The organism is Brucella rhizosphaerae (assembly GCF_002252475.1).
Taxonomy (GTDB): Bacteria; Pseudomonadota; Alphaproteobacteria; order Rhizobiales; family Rhizobiaceae; genus Brucella; species Brucella rhizosphaerae.
The window spans coordinates 14,784-35,839 of the sequence record NZ_NNRK01000022.1 but is presented as its reverse complement, the minus strand read 5'-3'; the positions used below and the strand labels follow the sequence as shown (position 1 = coordinate 35,839).

The window sequence follows — 21,056 nt, the reverse complement described above, 5'->3', positions numbered from 1 at the left end:
TCAATTCTCCTTGCCGTCGACATGGTCGGTGCGTGTCATTCCGCGCGATGCGAGCAACACGACAAGGAAAAGCGCAGTCATTGCAAAGCCAATAACGATAGCAGTCAGAACCAGTGCCTGAGGCACAGGATCGGTATATTGCGCGGCCTGAACATTGATGCCGGAATCAAGCAAGGGAGGTGCGTTGGTGCGCAAACGGCCCATCGAGAAGATGAACAGATTAACCGCATAAGACACAAGCGCCAGACCGATGGCGACCTGAAACGTGCGCGGACGCAGGATCAGCCAGACACCAGACGACATCAACACGCCGATTGCAATAGCGAGAACCAGTTCCATCAGTTCTCCTCCTTCGCAGCGGCAAGTTTTTCAACACGGTGTTTACGGATTGACTGGTGGGCCAACGCAATCAACATCAGAACAGTGGCACCCACGACCAGAGCGAAGACGCCGATATCGAAGATCAACGCGCTCGCAACGGGCATTTTTCCTACATATGGAATATCTGCATACTGGAAGAATGTGGTCATGAACGGATAACCGAATATCCATGCACCCGCACCAGTTGCCGCTGCAATTAACAAGCCAAAGCCGATCCAGCGAACAGGCAGAATACGCAGGTGATCTTCAACCCAGCGCGTGCCAGCCGCGAGATATTGCAGGATGAACGCAACCGCTAGGGTAATACCGGCCGCAAAACCGCCACCTGGCAGATCGTGACCGCGCAAGATCAGATGAACCGCAAGCACGATGATGACAGGGAACAACCACTGCATGATCACAGAAGGAACTGCCAGATAATCGGCGAGCGTCTCACCTTTTTCGCGATCTTCCATGGCCTCATCATAGGCATCCTGAATCTTCTGCTGTGCAGTTGAGCCAGTGCTGTCTGGTGCCGGACGGAAACGACGCAACAGCGCGAAGACCGTAAGACCAACGATACCAAGAACCGCAATCTCACCAAATGTATCGAAAGCGCGGAAGTCGACCAGAGTGACGTTGACGACATTCTTGCCGCCGCCGCCCGAATAGGCGTTTTGCAGGAAATAGTCTCCAATGCTGACCGGTGATGGGCGGGTCATCATGGCATATGAAATGATGAACACGCCAACGCCACTGCCGATAGCCAGCGCGAAATCGCGATAACGGCGCAATCTCGGGCCGAATTTCACAGGAATGGGATCTGGATCTTCCCAACGCTTGGGCAGCCAGCGCAGCCCGAGCAAAAGCAGAACGGTGGTCACGATTTCTACCAGCAACTGCGTCACGGCAAGATCGGGTGCGGAGAGCCAGACAAACGTAATGCAGGTGATAAGCCCCGCCCCGCCAAGCAGGATCAAAGCTGCTAGACGGTGATATTTCGCCTGATAAGCAGCACCAATCGCACAGGCTCCGCCCAAAATCCAAAGACCGGCAAAAATCGGATCGACAGGTTGTACGCCAAGCATGCCTGCATGGATGCCATCTTCAAAAATTGGCCATGCAGCAGCAACAAGTGCAACGGCTACAACAATGCGAAGCTGTGGCTGGAGACGACGCGTGCTGAAGAAGTTTTCAGCCTTACGTGCCCAGTTCCAGGAAACAGTGACAAGCACGCGCTCGAAAATACGCTGTCCCTGCAAATGACGGAAGAAAGGTGGTCCATCTTCACTGGTCGCAAGATAGTTTTTCAGCGCCCAATGCAGAATGATACCGCCAATCATCGCAACTATACTCATCATCAACGGAAGGTTGAATCCGTGCCAGACTGAAAGGCTATATTGCGGTGTTGCATCACCGAGTACAGAAACCACGGCCGAGTGAAGGAAAGGCCCGATTGCAATATTTGGAATGATGCCGATCAACAGGCAGAGCAAAACCAGAAGTTCGATGGGGCGACGCATCCAGTGCGGAGGTTCGTGCGGTTTTTTTGGTAGATCATGCGGTGCAGGACCAAAGAAGGTCGAATAAATGAAACGTATCGAATATGCGACTGTGAATACACCAGCCAGTGTCGCGATATATGGTGTGATCGTATCCAATGACGATGCCATATGCGTTTCAACCGCTTCAGCAAAGAACATTTCCTTGGATAGAAAGCCGTTGAGCAGCGGAACACCAGCCATGGATGCACTCGCAACCATGGCAAGTGTTGCAGTGTAAGGCATGGCGCGTGCAAGACCACTTAGCTTGCGCATGTCACGCGTGCCGGTTTCATGGTCGATGATGCCTGCTGCCATGAACAACGATGCCTTGAAGATGGCGTGGTTGACCATATGGAAGATGGCTGCGACTGCTGCGAGCGGACTGCCGAGGCTCAACAATGCGGTGATCAGGCCAAGGTTGCTGATGGTTGAATAGGCTAGCAAGCCTTTAAGATCTTGCTGGAAAACAGCAAAGAAGCTGCCGATCAACAAAGTCGTCAGACCTGCAAGCCCTAAAATCCAGAACCATTCTTCAGTACCGGCAAATACTGGCCACAAGCGTGCAAGCAGGAAGACGCCTGCTTTCACCATGGTGGCAGAATGCAAATAGGCCGAAACCGGCGTGGGCGCTGCCATTGCATTGGGAAGCCAGAAATGGAATGGAAACTGTGCCGACTTGGTGAAAGCCGCCATTAGAATGAGAACAAGCGCGACCGTATAAAGTGGATGCGCACGAACAATGTTTCCTGCTTCAAGCACCTTGTCGAGATCGTAGCTACCGACGATGTGACCGAGCAAAAGCACGCCTGCGAGCAAACAGAAGCCGCCGATACCAGTCACTGTCAAAGCCATACGTGCGCCATCACGCGCGCTGGCATTGTGATACCAGTAGCCGATGAGCAGGAACGAGAAGATGCTGGTCAGCTCCCAGAAAACTGCGAGCAGAACGATATTACCCGACAGAACAACGCCGAGCATCGACCCCATGAAGGATAGGAGGAACGAGAAAAAACGCGGGACCGGGTCTTCCGGCGACATGTAATAGCGCGCGTAAATGACGACCAAAAGGCCAATGCCGGTAATGAGCATGGCAAAAAGCCATGCAAAGCCGTCCATTCGGAACGTTACATTCAGACCGTAGTTCGGAAGCCAATCAATCGATCCGCGAACAACGCCGCCATTCGATACGATAGGATAAAGACTTGCTGTGATGACAAAGGCAACGAGCGCTATGGCAGCTGTAAACCATGCCGATCCGGTGCGATCTACACCCCTGAATAGACCTGTTACAGCGCTGCCAAGAAACGGTAGAAGGACAAGCAAGAAAAGCATTCTGCCGTCCATCGTCATGCGCCACAGGCCTCCATTCCGTAATCAGGGTTGATCCGAAGCAGGCACCGCTCATGAAAACAGTAACAGGAACGCTCCGGTAAGATGTCGAGAGGAATCATATATTCCGATGTCTTTATTATGACCGGCTAGCGGTTATTATGGCAATAGCTTTCAATGGCTTATCGCGATATTTTGAATCATTTTATTCTACAAACGCCCGAGAAAACTGCTTCCTTGGGGCCAGCTGTCCACACAACCACTTTTTATCGGACATATTGACGCGTAATTTTTGCAGCCGAATGACAACATGCCTCTGTTTGCATCGGCTAATTAAATTAGTGATTCCTAACCTTCTGGTGGATTGAATTTGACGTTTGAATCCCAACCCACACTGCTGTTTCAAACGTAAAATTCGAAAAATCCACTCAATTCATAAACTTGTTAATGGCCCTTTTGATTCTGACATTTGTCCAGCGCCTGTAACCGAGGGATGTAAAAGTCGGAATCAGACCACCAGAAGCGTTTTGGCGAGTTTTTCCGTCTGAACACGAATATCAGGCACTGCCGTCACTTCCCAGAAAATGCCCTTTGTTACCGGCCCAATTGCGAAGATTGGTCCTGAAGGCTCGCCACGGGCATTCAGGACCTGCAGATCGGCTGTAACATCCAGACCAAGATCAAGTGCGTCTGGCTTTGCCAGACCACGCTCCATGAGGCTAATCAGTGCGAGATTGCGCGTTGTCGAAAACCGCGAGCTTCCTCCTCGACAATCAATGATGGATTGAACATCAAGCTCTTCAAGGCCCTCGCCGGCTCGTTTATGATAACGGATTGCGATGTATTCAGCCTTGTTTTTAACCGAGGCAAGATGGGCAGCGGTGATAGTGAGTTGCCCTGATTGTTGGGCAAATTCGATCCGATCAGCGATTGCCGGGGCCATCCGGTGACGATGTACATCCCACCATGGCCGCAAGTGTCGAAGGAAGCTACGGCGTTGCCTCAATGGTAATCTGTTCCAGATGTTTTTTGTGTGCGGCCGCAATCCGTCAATCACGCTGCGCCAGCTTTTGCCCTCTGCTTCGCATTGATCAATCATCTTACGCACAATATGCAAAAGCTTAGGTAATCCATCTGCCACGGGCAGCGCACTTGCTTCGATTGGGAACGGTTCTGCTGGTTCGTGGCGTGCAGGAAGCAGGCCACGCCGCGAAATTGCATGAATCTGCCCCTTATGTCCCTTATCGAGCAGTGAAATCACGCTATCGATCATCGACAGTCCGGTCCCGAGAATTGCGACCGAATGATCTGAGGGAATATCGAAGTAGCCGTTGCTGGACCAGTATTCTGTCACATGGCTGCCTGAGGTCGCAATTGCAGCCTCATTGCCTGTGGCGACAATAATAGCATCTGCTGAAAAGCTCTCTCCTGATGAGCTTGTTACCTGCGGTCGGAGGGCATTAAAGGCCACGTCCGAAACATCTGCATTTTCGATAGTAATACGTGGGTTATCACTCTCAAGATATGGCTTGAGCAGATCATTCAGATAGAGTCGATAGAGCGCACGTGGTGCAAAAGATTGCGGCTGCCATCCGCCTTCACTGGCTGCGTGAGAGTTGGTGCTAAGCCAGTTAAAAAAATGTTCGGGTTGATCCGGAAATGCACTCATATTGCTCGCACGGACATTCAACAAATGGTTGGGATTTTGCGTTGAGTAAGCGATCCCCGCGCCCAAACTACCTGATCGCTCGAAAATACGAACCGTGGCTTCTGGCGATCGGACAAGCAATTGTAACGCCATGAGAACACCGCTCGCACCGCCCCCGATAATGATAAATGACTTCAAACTGTTGTAACCTCATAGTCCATAGTCCGTTATGAACCGGCGGCTCACACTGACCTTTTCTTGAAAGCATGTCGCGTTTTCCGCAACGCGTTTTGGGGTTCCCATATTCCGATAAATTTTGTCAGATATTGATTATAAACGAAAGGAAAAAGCTAAATTATCCAAAAAATCCCGATCGATTAGTTCAGCAAGCTGAAACAATGAAACCGAAAACCGCATTATCTGTTGACAGTGTGTTTCAGAAACATGGGCTGGCTTCCTGCTCAAAAATCGCAATATTTTACATAAGATTTTCCCGATCTCTGCAAGCTGCAATAAGTTCGCAGCAAAGAATCGCTGTAAAAACAGGACAATGATTATGAGCAATAGCTATATCGCCGCCCTCAAGAAGCGTCGTACACAGTATGCACTCGGCAAGAACCTTCCTCTCTCCCAGGATGCAACAGCTGAGTTGATCCGTGAAGCAATCAAGCATTCGCCATCTTCTTTCAATTCGCAAAGCTCGCGCGCCATTATTCTTTTCGGCGAAGAGAGCGACAAGCTCTGGAACATCGCCAAGGAAACGCTCCACAAGATCATTCCTGCTGATGCGTTTGCACAAACTGAAGCCAAGCTTGACAGCTTTGCTGCAGGTGCCGGTACGGTACTTTTCTTTGAAGACCAGAATGTCGTTAAGGGCTTGCAGGAAAACTTTGCACTCTATGCAGACAATTTCCCTGTCTGGTCAGAACAGGCCGGCGGCATGGCACAGCTTTCGGTTTGGTCGGCGCTTGCCAATGAAAATATCGGCGCTAGCCTTCAGCACTATAATCCCCTGATTGATGCTGAAGTTGCCAGAACCTGGAACATTCCATCGTCATGGAAGCTGCGCGCCCAGATGCCATTCGGTTCCAACGAGCAGGATTTTGGCGATAAGGCATTCATGGATGACGCTGAACGCTTCAAAGTCTTCGCATAATCCTTCTCGATTGACTTGTGAAACGGCTGGATTTTTCCAGCCGTTTTTATTTTGCGGCTAAATATCCCCTACCATTGTGCCCCCTTAAAAAACGGAATCTAATACTTTCACGTTCAGGAGAGTCGTAACCGGAACGAATAGAGAGTTGATGAGCATGTCCGGGGAATGGACATGATCTCGAGGGGAAAACACATGAAATTCGGAACTGCATTACCTGTTCTTGCTTGGCAGCATGGGGCGCTCACCACCAGACTGTTGCGTGTATCCATTCCTGCAGCGCTGGCATTTGCTCTTTGCCTGTCAGCCTCACCAAAGGCCGTGGAAGCTGCTACGCCCTCCGACACGCTCGTGATCGCAATGAGTATCGACGATATCATTTCGCTCGATCCGGCGGAAATCTTTGAAATCACAACATCCGAGATGCTGACCAGTACCTATGAACGACTGGTGACCACAGATACGAAAGATCCAACCAGGATCATTCCACAGATCGCTGAGAGCTGGACCTTTTCTGAGGACGGAAAATCGATCACGTTTAAAATCCGTGATGGTCTTAAGTTTGCCTCAGGCAACCCGATTACGGCGCATGACGCCGCCTATTCGCTCCAACGTGCAATCAAGCTCGACAAAAGCCCTGCATTTATTCTGAGCCAGTTTGGCATCACGGCCGAAAACGTTGACCAGAATGTCGTTGCGACGGATGACAAGACATTCGTTTTTACCACTGGCAAGGCCTTTGCGCCGAGTTTTGTTATGAACTGCCTGACCTCCAGCGTTGCATCGATTGTCGACAGCAAACTGGTGAAGGAACACGAGCAGAAGACCGAGAAGACGGACACTTATGCTTATGACACTGACTTCGGCTATGAGTGGCTGAAAAACAATTATGCCGGTTCTGGTCCATTCGCATTGAAACAGTGGCGTGCCAATGAGGTTATGCTTCTTGAACGCAATGAGAACTATACTGACGCCAAGCCCGCTATGAAGCGCATTATCTATCGTCACATTAAGGAAGGTGTTTCGCAGCGCCTGCTGCTTCAGGCTGGCGATATTGATATTGCACGCAATCTCGAACCGGGCGACATTCAAGAACTGGGCAAAGATGCCAAGTTCAGCGTGATCAACGCGCCGAAGGGCCGTATCTACTATCTCGTTGCAAATCAGAATGTGCCGGAATTGGCGAAGCCCGAAGTGCGTCAGGCGCTGAAATATCTGGTCGATTATGACACTATCGAAGCCACACTGATTAAAGGCATTGGTCGCAAGCACCAGTCGTTCCTGCCTGTGGGCATGTTTGGAGCGGTGGATGACAAACCTTTCAAGTATGATGTTGAGAAAGCAAAGGAACTGCTTGAAAAAGCAGGGCTAAAGGACGGATTCAACATTACACTCGATGTTCGCAATAACCAGCCATATGTCGGCATTGCTGAAAGCATTCAGCAGACTATGGGCAAAGCCGGGGTCAATGTTGAAATCCTGCAAGGTGACGGCAAGCTTACGACTACCAAGGTTCGCGCACGCAAACATCAGCTCGCATTGGGTATCTGGGGCCCGGATTATTGGGATCCGCACACCAACGCCGTCACATTCACCAACAATCCGAACAATGGAGATGACGTCAACTTGCGCACAACCGCGTGGCAGGCGTCGTGGGATATTCCAGAACTAACCGCGGAAACTATGGCGGCCGCAGAGGAACGCGATACGTCCAAGCGTGAGGCCATGTATCGTGACCTTCAGAAGAAATTTCAGGAAGAAAGCCCGTTTGCAGTCATTTATCAGCAGATCGAAACTGCTGTGACAGCGTCCAACGTTCACAACTTCAATATGGTTGCTGATGCGAATTATGTAGCGACCGTGACCAAAGACTAAAACACATAGGCCGGATGTCAGAGCGCATCCCGAAAAGTATGAAACGATTTTCGGGATGCGCGTTAAAACAAGGGTTTGGTGTACCGATCAGATTGAATCAAATCGGTCTGCACTAAACCATCCGGGATTCTCTTTACTTGTCGAAGCTGAACGGCGGCAGTTGCTCGAGTGCCGATTTCAGCGCCTCAGACCAGCTTTCCGAAACCGTCTGATAATAAGGGTCGCTTGCTTCAAAGCGCCTGTGTTCGCCGAGTTCCAGACTGTCGGTCTCGTAAATCTGCATATCGAGCGGTAAACCTACTGAGAGGTTTGCCTTCAAGGTGGAGTCGAAAGAAACCAGCAGCAGCTTGACCGCTTCCTCGAAACTCATTGTCTCGTGATAGGCACGCACCAGAATTGGTTTGCCGTATTTGTTTTCACCAATCTGGAAAAACGGCGTATCGACCGAGCTTTCAATGAAATTGCCTTCAGGATAGATATAGAACAGCCGTGGCTGTCCGCCCTTGATCTGCCCACCCAGAATGAACGATGCTCCGAATGCGTCTGCACTCTGTCCGCCAGTCGCTGAATTTATGATTACTTCTTTGACGGTATCGCCGATAAGGCGAGCCACCTGAAACATGGACGGTGCATCAAATACTGACGGGTGCCTGTCTTCCGGCGCTTTCATGCGCTCTTCAAGCAGGCTGGCAACGGCTTGTGTAGTGGCGAGATTACCCGCTGATAAAAGCACGATTACGCGTTCGCCGTCCTTGTTCCAGCTACGCATTTTCGAGAATGTCGAGATATTATCGAGTCCTGCATTTGTCCTTGTATCGGACATAAATACGAGGCCGCGATCAATTTTCATTCCAACGCAATAAGTCATCTGCAGTTTCCGGCGGGCACTTTAAAATCGTGAGCATTTCCAGCAAAAGTGCGAAGCGGTTTTGCATAGGACAATGCGACAAAACAAACACTTAGAGCCCCGATCATCTGGGTATTGCTTCTTATTCATTCATGAAGCGCAATGCTCTGAACAATCACTGCCCTACATTGATGTGGACCGCAAGACTTTCGATAGCCCCTCCCATCCTTACCCCGGAAATTGGCGCGGCATCGCGATAGTCAAGACCTGTCGCCAGACGAACATAACGATCATTGGGACAGACATTATTCGCGGCATCAAATCCGACCCAGCCAAGCCCATCAACATGCGCTTCCACCCATGCATGGCTTGCCGTCTGTTCCTCGATACCTTCCATCAACAGATAGCCGGAGACGTAACGGGCCGGAATTTTAAGCAGCCGAGCCGCTGACAGGAATATCTGACTGTGATCCTGACAAACGCCACTGCCTGCTTCCAGTGCACTTTCGGCATTGGTTGCAACGCTCGTCGTACCGGGCATATAGGCAACTGACGTATGAATAGAATTCATCAGCTCATGCAACAATGCGAGGCGTTCCTGGTCTTTCCTCAAGTCACCGGCAAGTGACTGAATGCGTTCGCCGGGCATGGTCAGGTGCGTTTCGCGTTCATACAACCACAGTGGCGCATAGCCGTAGACCGGCCCCAGAACGCCAACGCGATCTTCCACCTCAATGCTTCCACTCGCCGTAATGATGATCTCATTAACGTTGCGCGCGTGCTGTACCAGATCGGTCTTGTTGCCAAAACCATCGATGTAGGAGACTTCAGGCTCTCCACCTTCAATCTTCAGTTCCCAGTGCTTGACCACTTGGCCGGGCAACGTCGGTGGACGTAAACGCAGGCGCTGGACCGCATAGGGAACCGGATTTTCGTAGCGATAATGCGAAACGTGCCGGATATTGAGCAACAAGCGATCACCTCAATAAAAATTGTAGTTTTCCGCGATCTCGTTGCCGAGCCGGTTGTTGCGTGAAATAAAATCCGTCAGGAACTCGTGCAAGCCGACATCGAAGATCGCACCAATGTCCTGATTTTGCAGGGTTGCATAGATTTTATCCCCCGTCTGGTGACAAATGGCGCTATCGCCATAATCCTTCGCCAGATAGTTCAGATGTCCGTTGATGCTCTGATAGCAATAATTGAGCGATCGCGGCATACGTCCATTGAGGATCAGATAGTCTGCGACATGCGCAGGACGATAGTCGCCATCATAGACCCAGCGGTAAGAGCGATGTGCTGAAACTGATCTGAGGATCGACTCCCACTGATAATTATCGAGCGTGGTTCCCACATAGGAAACAGCTGGAAGAAGCACATAGTATTTTACGTCGAGGATACGGGCGGTATTGTCTGCGCGCTCAATAAAAGTGCCAAGCCCGGCAAAATCGAAGATCTCGTTGCGCAACATCGTGCCGTGAAAGGCACCGCGGATCAGTGCTGTCTCGCGTTTGATCTGATCGAGCAGTGGCGGCAAATCTGCTTCTTTCAGCGGTTTGCAGAGCGACTTTTTAAGCACCATCCATGCTTCATTGACGCTTTCCCACGCTTCGCGCGTCAGTGCTGTTCGCACCATACGTCCGTTGGAACGCGCAGTTTCTATGCAGGACATGACGCTTGACGAATTGTCCATGTCACGCAACAGAAAATCGGCGACATTGGCAGCATTATATGCGTGATATTTTGCTGAGAATGTCTGGCTTGCACCTGCCGATACCACCACAGAAGACCACTCTTCCGGTGCATCCGATGTTTTTGTAAGTGCCATACGCAAGCCCGCATCCACGAGACGTGCCATGTTTTCGGCGCGCTCGATATAGCGGAACATCCAGTAAAGCCCGTTTGCCGTACGGCCAAGAAGCATAAATTCATTCCCCTTCTCGCGCTCCGGTCTTGTTGCCGGCTTTGATGCGCAATTCCAAATTCATTCCATTAGTCGTCAAGTACCCAAGTGTCTTTCGTGCCGCCGCCCTGACTGGAATTCACAACGAGTGAGCCTTCCTTCAGTGCCACGCGCGTCAAACCGCCGGGTGTAATACGAATGCGGTCTGAGACCAGTACAAATGGCCTGAGATCAACGTGGCGTGGTGCAAGGCCGCTTTCAGTGAAGATAGGCGTTGTTGAAAGCGCCAATGTCGGTTGCGCAATGTAGTTACGCGGACGCGCTTTAAGCTTTTCTGCAAAAGTATCGCGTTCAGCCCTGGTCGCAGCTGGGCCTACCAGCATGCCGTAGCCGCCTGAACCATGTACTTCCTTGACGACGAGGTCGGCCAGATTATCGAGAACATAGGCCAGGCTGTCCGGTTCAGAACAACGCCAGGTCGGAACGTTCTCAAGGATCGCTTTGCGGCCCGTATAGAACTCGATGATCTCAGGCATATAGGAGTAGATTGCCTTGTCATCGGCAATTCCCGTCCCCGGCGCATTGGCGATGGTGATGTTTCCGGCGCGATAGACATCCATGATGCCAGCGACGCCAAGGGTTGAATCTGGTCTGAATGTCAGAGGATCAAGAAATTCATCGTCCACACGACGATAAAGCACGTCGATGGCACGATATCCTTTCGTTGTGCGCATTGCGACACGCCCATCCACAACGCGTAGGTCACTCCCTTCTACAAGTTCTACACCCATTTGATCTGCGAGGAAGGCGTGTTCGAAATAGGCCGAGTTGTAGATGCCGGGCGTCAGCACAGCCACCGTCGGCACACCTTGCGTGCCGGGAGGTGCGACACTGGCTAATGACTGGCGCAGCAATTGCGGATAATTTTCAACCGGGCGAACCTTCACATTCTGAAACAATTCCGGAAAGAGCTGCATCATGGTTTCGCGGTTTTCCAGCATATAGGAAACACCGGAAGGAGTACGTGCATTGTCTTCGAGCACGTAAAACTGATTTTCAGCAGTGCGGACGATATCGACGCCGATGATGTGCGTATAGACATTGCCGGGTGGACGAAAACCGATCATTTCCGGCAAGAACGCCTCATTATTGGTAATGAGTTCCTTGGGGATGCGCCCTGCCCGGACAATTTCCTGACGATGATAGATATCGTCAAGAAAAGCATTGAGCGCCATGACACGCTGCTCAATACCTTGCGAAAGTCGTCGCCATTCCTGACCCGAAATAATGCGCGGAATGATATCGAACGGGATCAGTCGCTCGGCTGCATCCTGATCGCCATAAACCGCAAATGTAATACCGGTCTTGCGAAAGACGCTTTCGGCATCCTGCGTTTTCTGCAGAAGTTTGTGTTGATCCTGCTGGTCGAGCCACTGCTTGAGAAATTCGTATGGTTGGCGGACACCCCCGCCATGATTGAGCATCTCATCGAATGGCTTCACTTAATTCCCCTTCTTTTCGCTAATATTCAGCTTCAAATCAGAGAAATGCAAGTGTGCACGTCATGCAAAAGCGCAAGGCTGGGTTGCGCAATTTCGTCGCGACAGCGAATTGGCGATGGTTTCTAATCCATTCTGAATAGGCTTAAAGCACAGATTTTATTGAACCAATCCGATGTTTTAACTGTGTCTGGCGTGGCTTGATTGCAAATTGGACCGCAGCCGGAGAACCGCTTTTTATACGTATAAATTTCACTTTGACTGACAGAGTCAATATTTAAACACAATAATACGAAATATAAATTACATTAATACATTTAATACAATAAATTAGGAGTATATTTTTGATATTAATTAATAAAGATAAATTGTTTTATTTGAGTTTGACAATGTGCACTTTCATATTAGCGCCAAGTGGTTTGGTTAGTGCCAAAGAGCTACCAACCGTCAAGGTTGAAAAATTGCTAAGCACTGGCTCATCTTGGGAGGGAACTGCTTACAAATCGTATCCCGATGTAGCTCCGGAGATATCAATGGTAAAAATTACAATACCACCACATACCAAGTTACCGTGGCATACTCATCCAATGATCAATGCTGGGTATATTCTGTCAGGTGAAATCACTCTTGAAAAAAAGGCGACAGGAGAAACCAGGCATTTTACCGAAGGACAAGCAATAGCTGAGACAGTCGGACAGATTCATAGGGGCGTAACTGGAGATAAGCCTGTTACTCTCATTGTATTTTATGCTGGAGCGAAAGGCCTGCCGTTGTCCGAGCCCAGTGCAGATAAGTAACTGGTATGCTTATTCCCGGCACTAACAATATTTAGTGCCGGGAACTTATAATTCTGGTTTAAAAATATGGCGTCACATGATCAGCGCCGTCCATTTTGTGACGGTATTTCTTATAAATCATGCAGGGATTTGCATCGAGAGATGCAAATTTCGCGAATGAACCGTGACGCCGCTAATCTCAACCCGGGCGATGGGCTTTCACAACTGAAGGATCGGTCTCGATGCGCCCTGCTCCAATCAGATCAAGGCAATAAGGCACAGCTGGGAAAATAGCCTGCAAGGTCATTGCAATGGATGCAGGTTTTCCTGGGAGGTTGAGTATGAAGCTCTTACCACGACTGCCAGCAGTTTGACGTGAGAGGATTGCTGTCGGTGTCTGCTCAAGGCTTGCCCGGCGCATCTGTTCGCCAAAGCCCGGCAACTCTTTATGTAAAACAGCCTTCATCGCTTCCGGTGTTTCATCACGTGGACTGGGGCCTGTGCCACCTGTCGTGAGTATCAAATCGCATCCGACATTATCGGCAAGATCCATCAGTGTATCACGCACGGATTCCATGCCGTCTGGAACGACGCGTTTGACGATCTCATACGGTGTCACAATCGCGCTTCTTAGCCAGGATTCTATTGTCGGCCCGCTCAAATCTTCGTATTCGCCGCGGCTTGCACGGTCGGAAACTGTAACGACGCCGATTTTCACTATCGCATCCTTTTCATTGAACTTTTAGCGTGGCTTATACAGCCGCCTCTAACGCTTGTGAAGGTTTCGGTTCTAAGCGGACATATCCCGAACACTGTTTATCGAGTTCCGCTTAAAATGCTGTTGCTTTCCTTTGAAATTCGAGCTTCAATCGAAAAATTCAAGGGGAAAACACCATGCCATTCAGAGGCAGCCAGTATCACGGAACGTTCACGCCCCAAGACTTGCAGTTGATGCAAGCCGCTTATAATCAAAGCTGTGCCTTGTTGGACCGTTGTCCGACGACACATGAGGCAAAAAATGATCTCGCACGCGCCATTATCAGGACATTTCAATCCGGTGAGTGCGATCCAGGAAAAATTGCTGCAATCGCAGCGCGAGTAGAGCTTATGCGCAGTTGAAACCAGTTACTGAATGTAAACTATCGCGATGTATGATAGTAATACGTTCAGATTTACTAAGGACATGCTTTAAGAGCGCATCCCCGAAAAGTGTGAACCGGTTTTTGGATAAGATGCGCGTTAAGACAAACTATTGGAGCGCCGATCTGGTATAATCAGATTGAAACGCGCTCCGGATGATCGTCCAGGTTATGAAATTCGGTCAATCACGACCAAACTGCGAATGAATTGATATGCCGTTTTCGAGAGATTATTACTTTAAGCGTTTTAAGCCCGCTGAACTGGAACAGTTGCAGGCGGCATTTGTAGAGACGTGCCAACGTCTTGGGCGTTGCCCCATAACCTCTCCTCAGAAAGATGAAATGGCGCACGAAATCATCCAGATTTATGAATGCGGTATTTCAAATCCCGACAAAATAGCCGATCTCATGATGCAAATTGAAAGCGTAAAACCAAAACCTTTTGCAGAACAGGTGTTCGAGCAGGATTTGGACCGCGCCGCCAGAACGGCCTGACGTCTTCGATGAAATTCCAAAAAATTTATGGACAATCAATCGCCGAGAATCTGCATATTCAGATGATTTACTAAATCAGAGACGTAACATACTGTTTTTACTTCATAGTACCTGCTTATAGCTCGGCCTGTCATTCCAGAACCTTTAAGCCTTTCGTAAACTTTGGATTCAGCTTTGTGCGGTAATCTTTGGTTAGCAATTTGCTCGGGAGGAGCATTGCGAGTGTTGGTTGATGGCTTTTCTGCAACCTTTTTTGTTTGGCTGTAGAGCGCCTGAGTTTGTGTACGGGTATCATGCGTTTTTCAGTTGTGTCAGCAATTGCCCTTGCCTGCACCGCTCTGGCGGGTTGCACGTCAAGTTCCGGCATCGACGGTCTTATGCCGCAGCCATCTGCTGAGCTGACCAGCTCCGTGGTGCGGCCATCTGCACCTGTGATGGAAACAGCGAGGGCGCCGCAATCGATGCCCACCGCGCCGCAGGAAGAAGTTCTTGCATGGGCAGGTCCTGTGCCCGATGCGGGCCCTTTTAAAAGTGAGCCTCCCGCTCCCTTGACGCAGCGCCCGGAACAGAGTGTGGCCGCTCCCATTTCCGTTCCGAAGCCAGAAGTTGCGGCCTATCCACCTGTACGTCTTGCGCCGCAAGAACGTTCGCGTGTCTACAGCCAGCGTTTCCGTGATGCGAAGCCCATTAACTTCGGTAGCGTCTCTCCACGCAGACATGCCGTGCATGGCGTCGATGTCTCACGCTGGCAGGGTAATATCGATTGGGCAACGCTGCGCAAAAATGGTGCAAACTTCGCTTATATCAAGGCAACAGATGGTGGCGATCACCTCGATCCGATGTTCCGCAAGAATTGGCGCGATGCGAAGGCAGCAGGCTTGAAGCGTGGTGCTTATCATTTCTTCTATTGGTGCCGTGTAGCCAGCCAACAGGCTGATTGGTTTATCCGTAACGTGCCGGTCGACCCCGATGCGCTGCCCCCTGTGATCGATGTCGAGTGGAATGGCGATTCATCTTGCAAGCGCCGTCCATCACCGGCGCAGGTGCGTGAAAAGATGCAGGTGTTTATGGATGCGCTGGAGCGCCATTATGGCAAGCGTCCAGTCATCTACACCGCCCCGGATTTCTATGATGATAATTTGAAGGGCGCGTTTACAGATTATCCATTCTGGCTGCGTGCAGTCGCCCAGCACCCTTCCAAGGTCTATCCGGGCCGTCGCTGGGTCTTCTGGCAGTATTCCGGCTCAGGTCTGTCTCAGGGTGTGAATGGCAAGATCGACCTGAACGTTTTCCACGGAAGCGAAGATCAATGGCACAAATGGGTTGATCGCTTTGCCAGCCAATCATGATAATGAAAAAGCCAATCCCTTTTGGGGATTGGCTCTAACAGTTTAAATTTCATGCATAATTTTACACTGGACTGATGCAAATTTCAGGAACAATGCAGCAGTCAGAACTTACCGATATTTTCGAGATCATAAGGCGTTGACTGGTACATCTCATTGATCCAGTTGCCAAAAAGAAGATGCGCGTGGCCACGCCAGCAATTCTGTGGCTTGCGGCTTGCATCATTATTTGGAAAATAGTTCGCAGGTAGGGGCGTTTCCGGTTGAAGCTGGATATCCCGGAAATACTCATCAGCAAGCGATGTCGTATCATATTCAACATGGTTGAACATGTGCAGCGCACGGTGCTGAGGATCTTCCAGCAGGCAAAGGCCACTTTCCGGGCTGTCAACGAGAACCTTCAGGCTGCTTTCTGACGGGATGTCGTCTTTGCGCACTTCTGTCCAGCGAGAGACGGGAATTGCAAAGTCATCGGAGAACCCGCGCAGATAGGGTGACGACGGTGCCAGATTCTGTTGGCTGAAAACGCCGGAAGCTTTACCTGGCAAATCATATTTCCCCATACCGTGAAAATGATGCACTGCCGCTTGTGCTGCCCAGCAGATATTGAGTGTGCGATGGACGTGCGTCTGGGTCCAGTCAAAAACACGCTGCATTTCATCCCAATAGGTAACTTCCTCGAATGGCATGCGTTCAACCGGTGCACCAGTAACAACAAAGCCATCAAAGCGCTCATCGCGAACTTCTTCCCACGGGCGGTAGAAGGAGAGCATGTGATCAGCAGACGTGTGACGCGCAACATGATTGGTTATACGCACGAGCGTCAACTCAAGTTGCAGAGGTGTCGCCCCCAACAGCCGCGCAATCTGCGTTTCTGTTGTAGCCTTATTCGGCATGAGATTGAGAAGGCCAATCTTGAGCGGCCTGATATCCTGACGGATGGCGTCCGCCTCACGCATGACCATAACGCCCTCGGCTTCGAGAACACTGGTTGCGGGCAGATCGTCAGGAATCTTGATAGGCATGTCGCGTCGGTCCTTCGTTGTGTCAGAGCAGACGCGCGTGGCTTCATCCGTATATTTGCCGGTTGGCCACATCCTTCCTTTTAAGGAAGTACCACCTTGCCCGGAAAGGCAGGTTGGCGTTGGGCGTCGCCCCAACTCTTGATGTGACGATACTTTTACTCAAACTGATGCTCGCTGGCAATAGTGATTAAACGTCGTGCGATTCAGCTCAGTGGGATTTCATTCTAATCTTTGGGCTGATCGAGGTTGCCGGATTGGTATTTCAGTCCGAAGACGAAATGAACTGTCTTCCAGGGCAAGTAAGCACTTCCGGGCGGAAAGCTCGCAATCCATATCTCGGGAACAAGCCGCAACTTTGCGCGTTTTTCCTTTATCCGCCGGATATGTTAAACTGGCAAAAAAAGGGAGGGAAACATGAGCAACATCATTTTCTGGATGGCACTTGTCATTCTGCCGATTCTGGCAGGAACCGCGTTCGCCTATCTTCGTCACATGCATCACGGTGATGATTTCTAACTGGTATTTTAGTGATGAGGCGAACTAACTGGCTTGACGAAATAGATTGATATCAACATTACTAGGTGATGCCAGAAAGTCGCGACGTTCCGTTTGAAACCACGCTTCTTGTGCGTGACACCTGCTTATGTCTGCATGTTCAGCGTGCAGCGCGTGCGCTTGCGCGCTATTTTGATGATGAATTGCGACAGTCAGGCCTGAACAATGGCCAATTCTCCCTGCTCATGTCGCTTAACCGCCCTAGTCCTCCCCCTATGAAGCCGGTTGCTGAGCTTCTCGCCATGGATCAGACTACCCTCACCGCTGCATTGAAACCCTTGCAGCGCAACGGCTGGATTGAAGTCATTGTCAATCCGAAGGATCGTCGTGAGCGACTGCTTTGTCTCACATCCGAAGGTCAAGCAGTGCTTGCTTCTGCTGTCCCAATCTGGACCGCAGCCCACGCAAAACTTGAAAGCACGTTTCCTGGCGGCAACCTTGAATTATTTCGTCAGGAATTAGTGGCGCTTTGCCGTTAGGCTCTTTACCATCCACCTGTTAGCGTTAGTTTGCAAAGCGTAGCTATTTTTGACGAGCGTGACTCAGTCTCACGCCAAACGCAGGTGTATAATTTCAATGAACGAACCGGATACCCCCCATATCCTCGTCGTTGGTGCAGGCTTCGGCGGCCTGCAATTTATCCATGATCTGAAAGGTGCTAATGTCCGCATTACGCTTGTTGATCAACGCAACCATCATCTTTTCCAGCCCCTGCTTTATCAGGTTGCGACGACAATCCTCGCAACTTCTGAAATTGCCTGGCCGATCCGCCACCTGTTTCGCGATCGCAAGGACGTAACAACCTTACTTGGTACCGTTGTCGGTGTGGATACTGCCACTCAGAAAGTGCGGCTCGAAAATGGTGCGGAGATTGCCTATGATACGCTTGTACTCGCTACCGGTGCGCGCCATGCCTATTTTGGCAATGATCGTTGGGAAAAGGTTGCACCCGGTCTGAAAGCGCTGGAGGACGCCACGACCATTCGCCGCCGTTTGCTTCTTGCATTTGAACGCGCCGAACGCGAAACCGATCCGGCAAAACAGCAGGCCTTGCTCACATTCTCGATAGTTGGTGGAGGGCCGACTGGCGTGGAACTGGCGGGTATCATTGCTGAGTTGGCCAAACAGACCATGTGGCCGGAATTCCGGAACATTGACACAAGGCAAGCCCGCATCCTGCTGGTTGAAGCGGGACCACGTATTCTTGCGGCGTTCCCGGAAGATCTTTCCACTTATGCGCAGAATGCATTGCAGAAAATCGGTGTCGAAGTGCGCCTCGGTGTGCCGGTCAAGGAAATTACGGAAGATGGCGTGACAGTTGGTGAGGAGTTTATCCCTTGCAAAACGGCCATCTGGGCGGCTGGCGTTGCTGCATCGCCCGCAGCCGCATGGTTGGGTGCTGAAAGCGACCGCGCTGGCCGTGCTCGCGTTCTGCCAGACCTGACTGTGCCCGGCCATGAGAATATCTTTGTGATCGGCGATACGGCTTGGGTTGAAGGGCCGGATGGAAAACCTGTGCCGGGAATTGCGCCAGCAGCCAAGCAACAGGGAGCCTATGTTGCCAAGGTCATTCGCAGCCGCACCGCTGGGACAGCAGTTCCGGGACCGTTTCGCTATCGCCATCAGGGAAACCTTGCGACTATTGGTCGAGGGGCTGCGGTGGTCGATATGGGGCGTATCAAGCTCAAGGGTGCAATCGCCTGGTGGGTATGGGGTATTGCCCATATCTTCTTTCTTATTGGTACGCGCAGTCGCGCGGCTGTGGCCTGGAGCTGGCTCTGGACCTTCATATCGGGTCAACATAGCGCCCGCCTGATTACGCAGGGAAAAGCCGCAGAAGATAATAAATAAAACAAAACGGCCCGCCAAAAGCGGGCCGTTTCTGTTGCCTGAGAGATTTGGGCATTTCCTGCGAAAATGCGTAACGGCTTTGCGTGGGATAATTCCACAAAGAGATATTCAGAGCGTTTTTCTCAAGACTTTGTTACGGAAAAACGCTCTGAATCTTATTCGGCTGGCTGCAAGATGGGCTCGCCCATTGGCTCGGGTTCGATCGCCATCGGCTTACCATTCATCGCGGCATTGAGACGTTCCGTATCGAGTTCGTTTTCCCAACGCGCAACAACGATGGTCGCAACTGCATTGCCGACAAGGTTGGTCAAAGCACGGCATTCCGACATAAAGCGGTCAATTCCAAGGATCAGTGCCATGCCGGCAACGGGAACTGCCGGTACAACTGACAGCGTTGCGGCAAGCGTGATGAAGCCTGCACCTGTGATACCCGCTGCGCCCTTCGAGCTCAGCATCGCAACCAGCAGAAGCAGAATCTGGTCCGTCAATGACAGGGGAATATCTGTCGCCTGTGCGATGAAGAGCGCTGCAAGCGTCATATAGATATTGGTGCCGTCAAGGTTGAAGGAGTAGCCCGTTGGAATAACGAGACCAACGACGGAGCGCTTGCAACCTGCCTTTTCCATCTTGTCCATAAGGCTGGGCAAAGCAGCTTCTGATGATGACGTGCCAAGCACGAGCAGTAGCTCTTCCTTGATATAACGAATGAGCGCGAGGATCGAGAACCCGTTATAGCGAGCAACGGCACCCAGTACGACGAGAACGAACAGCAATGCCGTGATGTAGAAGGTCGCTATCAGCATTGCCAGATTGGCAATGGAGCCGATGCCATACTTGCCGATAGTGAATGCCATCGCGCCGAAAGCACCGATTGGCGCAGCCTTCATCAGGATAGAAACCAGCTTGAAAACAGGCGCAGTCAGCATCTGTAAGAAGTCGGTTACCGGCTTGCCCTTATCGCCGACCATGGCAAGAGACACACCGAACAGGACCGAAAAGAACAGGACCTGAAGGATGTCGCCTGACGCAAACGCGCCAACGATTGTGGTTGGGATGATGTTGGACAGGAAGCCCGTGATGGTCTGCTCATGCGCCTTTTCGGCGTAATTTGCGACGGCGCTTGGATCAAGCGAGGCGGGATCGATATGCATTCCTGCGCCCGGCTGCACAACATTGGCAACAATCAAGCCAATGATCAGCGCAAGGGTAGAGAAGGTCAGGAAGTAGATCATGGCCTTGCCAGCTACACGCCCGACTTTCCTCATGTCGGTCATGCCGGCAATACCGGTTGCGACCGTCAGGAAGATCACCGGAGCGATGATCATCTTCACGAGTTTGATAAAGGCATCGCCCAGAGGCTTGAGCTGCGTGCCGAGATCAGGATTAAAATGCCCGAGCAGAATACCCGCTGCAATCGCAAACAGAACCTGCACGTAAAGCTGCTTGTAGAATGGGATCGGGCGGCGTGGTTCTGCCACGGCACCATTTGGTACGGCAATCATGATGTCCTCCGTTCGGCTCTATCTGGAACGCGTCCAGCCTCCCGAGCCTTTCGTCCTCTTGTTCGGCGGCCCTCGCCGCCGCTCACATCATGATTTGCAAGGTTCGTGCCAGTTGATGGCAAATGAATTAACTTACTGAAATATAATAATTATATTATTTCATCGCTGTGAGAATTGTTCAACTTGTGCGATTTATCGCACAAGTATCT

At 50.9% G+C, this 21,056-nt stretch carries 17 protein-coding genes and 1 riboswitch; of the genes, 7 read left to right on the top strand and 10 right to left on the bottom strand.

Going from position 1 to position 21,056, the window contains the following annotated elements:
* The 3 genes from CEV32_RS05845 to CEV32_RS05835 all read right to left on the bottom strand — a co-directional run bounded on the left by CEV32_RS05845 (position 1) and on the right by CEV32_RS05835 (position 5,079).
* Positions 1–339, bottom strand: a complete 339-nt coding sequence (locus CEV32_RS05845; protein WP_094575073.1) for a Na+/H+ antiporter subunit C — start codon at positions 337–339, stop codon at positions 1–3.
* Positions 339–3,254: a monovalent cation/H+ antiporter subunit A gene (locus tag CEV32_RS05840; protein ID WP_094575071.1), complete on the bottom strand. Its 2,916-nt coding sequence runs from the start codon at positions 3,252–3,254 to the stop codon at positions 339–341. Before CEV32_RS05840 ends, CEV32_RS05845 begins: the two co-directional genes overlap by 1 nt.
* 487 nt (positions 3,255–3,741) lie before the next feature.
* On the bottom strand, positions 3,742–5,079 hold the full coding sequence (locus CEV32_RS05835; protein ID WP_094575069.1) for an FAD/NAD(P)-binding protein: 1,338 nt from the start codon (positions 5,077–5,079) through the stop codon (positions 3,742–3,744).
* A 358-nt stretch (positions 5,080–5,437) separates the two neighbouring features.
* Here CEV32_RS05835 and CEV32_RS05830 point away from each other — a divergent pair, with 358 nt between their 5' ends.
* Together CEV32_RS05830 and CEV32_RS05825 are read left to right on the top strand one after the other, a co-directional pair.
* The gene (locus CEV32_RS05830) at positions 5,438–6,037 is read left to right on the top strand and encodes a nitroreductase family protein (protein WP_094575404.1); all 600 of its coding nucleotides are present in this window, start codon (positions 5,438–5,440) and stop codon (positions 6,035–6,037) included.
* A 192-nt stretch (positions 6,038–6,229) separates the two neighbouring features.
* Positions 6,230–7,909 carry an ABC transporter substrate-binding protein gene (locus CEV32_RS05825; protein WP_094575067.1) on the top strand — a complete coding sequence of 560 codons (1,680 nt, stop codon included), beginning with the start codon at positions 6,230–6,232 and terminating at the stop codon, positions 7,907–7,909.
* 133 nt (positions 7,910–8,042) lie between these two features.
* Here CEV32_RS05825 and CEV32_RS05820 read toward each other — a convergent pair whose 3' ends face one another.
* From CEV32_RS05820 to CEV32_RS05805, 4 genes are all read right to left on the bottom strand, one after another.
* On the bottom strand, positions 8,043–8,777 hold the full coding sequence (locus CEV32_RS05820) for a proteasome-type protease (RefSeq protein WP_094575065.1): 735 nt from the start codon (positions 8,775–8,777) through the stop codon (positions 8,043–8,045).
* A 154-nt stretch (positions 8,778–8,931) separates the two neighbouring features.
* Positions 8,932–9,729: a transglutaminase family protein gene (locus CEV32_RS05815; protein ID WP_094575063.1), complete on the bottom strand. Its 798-nt coding sequence runs from the start codon at positions 9,727–9,729 to the stop codon at positions 8,932–8,934.
* 9 nt (positions 9,730–9,738) lie between these two features.
* The gene (locus tag CEV32_RS05810; protein ID WP_094575061.1) at positions 9,739–10,680 is read right to left on the bottom strand and encodes an alpha-E domain-containing protein; all 942 of its coding nucleotides are present in this window, start codon (positions 10,678–10,680) and stop codon (positions 9,739–9,741) included.
* Between the two features lie 68 nt (positions 10,681–10,748).
* Positions 10,749–12,161: a circularly permuted type 2 ATP-grasp protein gene (locus CEV32_RS05805; protein WP_094575058.1), complete on the bottom strand. Its 1,413-nt coding sequence runs from the start codon at positions 12,159–12,161 to the stop codon at positions 10,749–10,751.
* A gap of 341 nt (positions 12,162–12,502) precedes the next feature.
* Between CEV32_RS05805 and CEV32_RS05800 the strand changes: the two genes are divergently transcribed.
* Entirely contained in the window at positions 12,503–12,955 is a 453-nt protein-coding gene (locus CEV32_RS05800) for a cupin domain-containing protein (RefSeq protein ID WP_208620805.1), read from the top strand.
* 178 nt (positions 12,956–13,133) lie between these two features.
* Here the strand turns inward: CEV32_RS05800 and mog are convergent, their stop codons facing one another.
* Complete coding sequence (mog, locus tag CEV32_RS05795) at positions 13,134–13,652, bottom strand: molybdopterin adenylyltransferase (RefSeq protein ID WP_094575056.1); 519 nt, start codon at positions 13,650–13,652, stop codon at positions 13,134–13,136.
* Between the two features lie 634 nt (positions 13,653–14,286).
* Between mog and CEV32_RS05785 the strand changes: the two genes are divergently transcribed.
* The gene (locus CEV32_RS05785; protein ID WP_094575052.1) at positions 14,287–14,568 is read left to right on the top strand and encodes a hypothetical protein; all 282 of its coding nucleotides are present in this window, start codon (positions 14,287–14,289) and stop codon (positions 14,566–14,568) included.
* A 293-nt stretch (positions 14,569–14,861) separates the two neighbouring features.
* A complete protein-coding gene (locus tag CEV32_RS05780) occupies positions 14,862–15,917 on the top strand; it encodes a glycoside hydrolase family 25 protein (RefSeq protein ID WP_094575049.1) in 1,056 nt (351 codons plus the stop codon).
* A 101-nt stretch (positions 15,918–16,018) separates the two neighbouring features.
* Here CEV32_RS05780 and CEV32_RS05775 read toward each other — a convergent pair whose 3' ends face one another.
* Positions 16,019–16,939, bottom strand: coding sequence for a homoserine O-succinyltransferase (locus CEV32_RS05775; RefSeq protein ID WP_094575396.1), 921 nt, complete (start codon positions 16,937–16,939; stop codon positions 16,019–16,021).
* 41 nt (positions 16,940–16,980) lie between these two features.
* A riboswitch (SAM-I-IV-variant riboswitch) is annotated at positions 16,981–17,089 on the bottom strand.
* A 434-nt stretch (positions 17,090–17,523) separates the two neighbouring features.
* Between CEV32_RS05775 and CEV32_RS05770 the strand changes: the two genes are divergently transcribed.
* Both CEV32_RS05770 and CEV32_RS05765 read left to right on the top strand, forming a co-directional pair.
* On the top strand, positions 17,524–17,973 hold the full coding sequence (locus CEV32_RS05770) for a MarR family winged helix-turn-helix transcriptional regulator (RefSeq protein ID WP_094575047.1): 450 nt from the start codon (positions 17,524–17,526) through the stop codon (positions 17,971–17,973).
* Positions 17,974–18,070: 97 nt separating this feature from the next.
* Positions 18,071–19,345, top strand: coding sequence for an NAD(P)/FAD-dependent oxidoreductase (locus CEV32_RS05765; protein WP_094575045.1), 1,275 nt, complete (start codon positions 18,071–18,073; stop codon positions 19,343–19,345).
* A gap of 155 nt (positions 19,346–19,500) precedes the next feature.
* Here CEV32_RS05765 and CEV32_RS05760 read toward each other — a convergent pair whose 3' ends face one another.
* On the bottom strand, positions 19,501–20,847 hold the full coding sequence (locus tag CEV32_RS05760; protein ID WP_094575043.1) for a dicarboxylate/amino acid:cation symporter: 1,347 nt from the start codon (positions 20,845–20,847) through the stop codon (positions 19,501–19,503).
* Positions 20,848–21,056 lie beyond the last annotated feature (209 nt).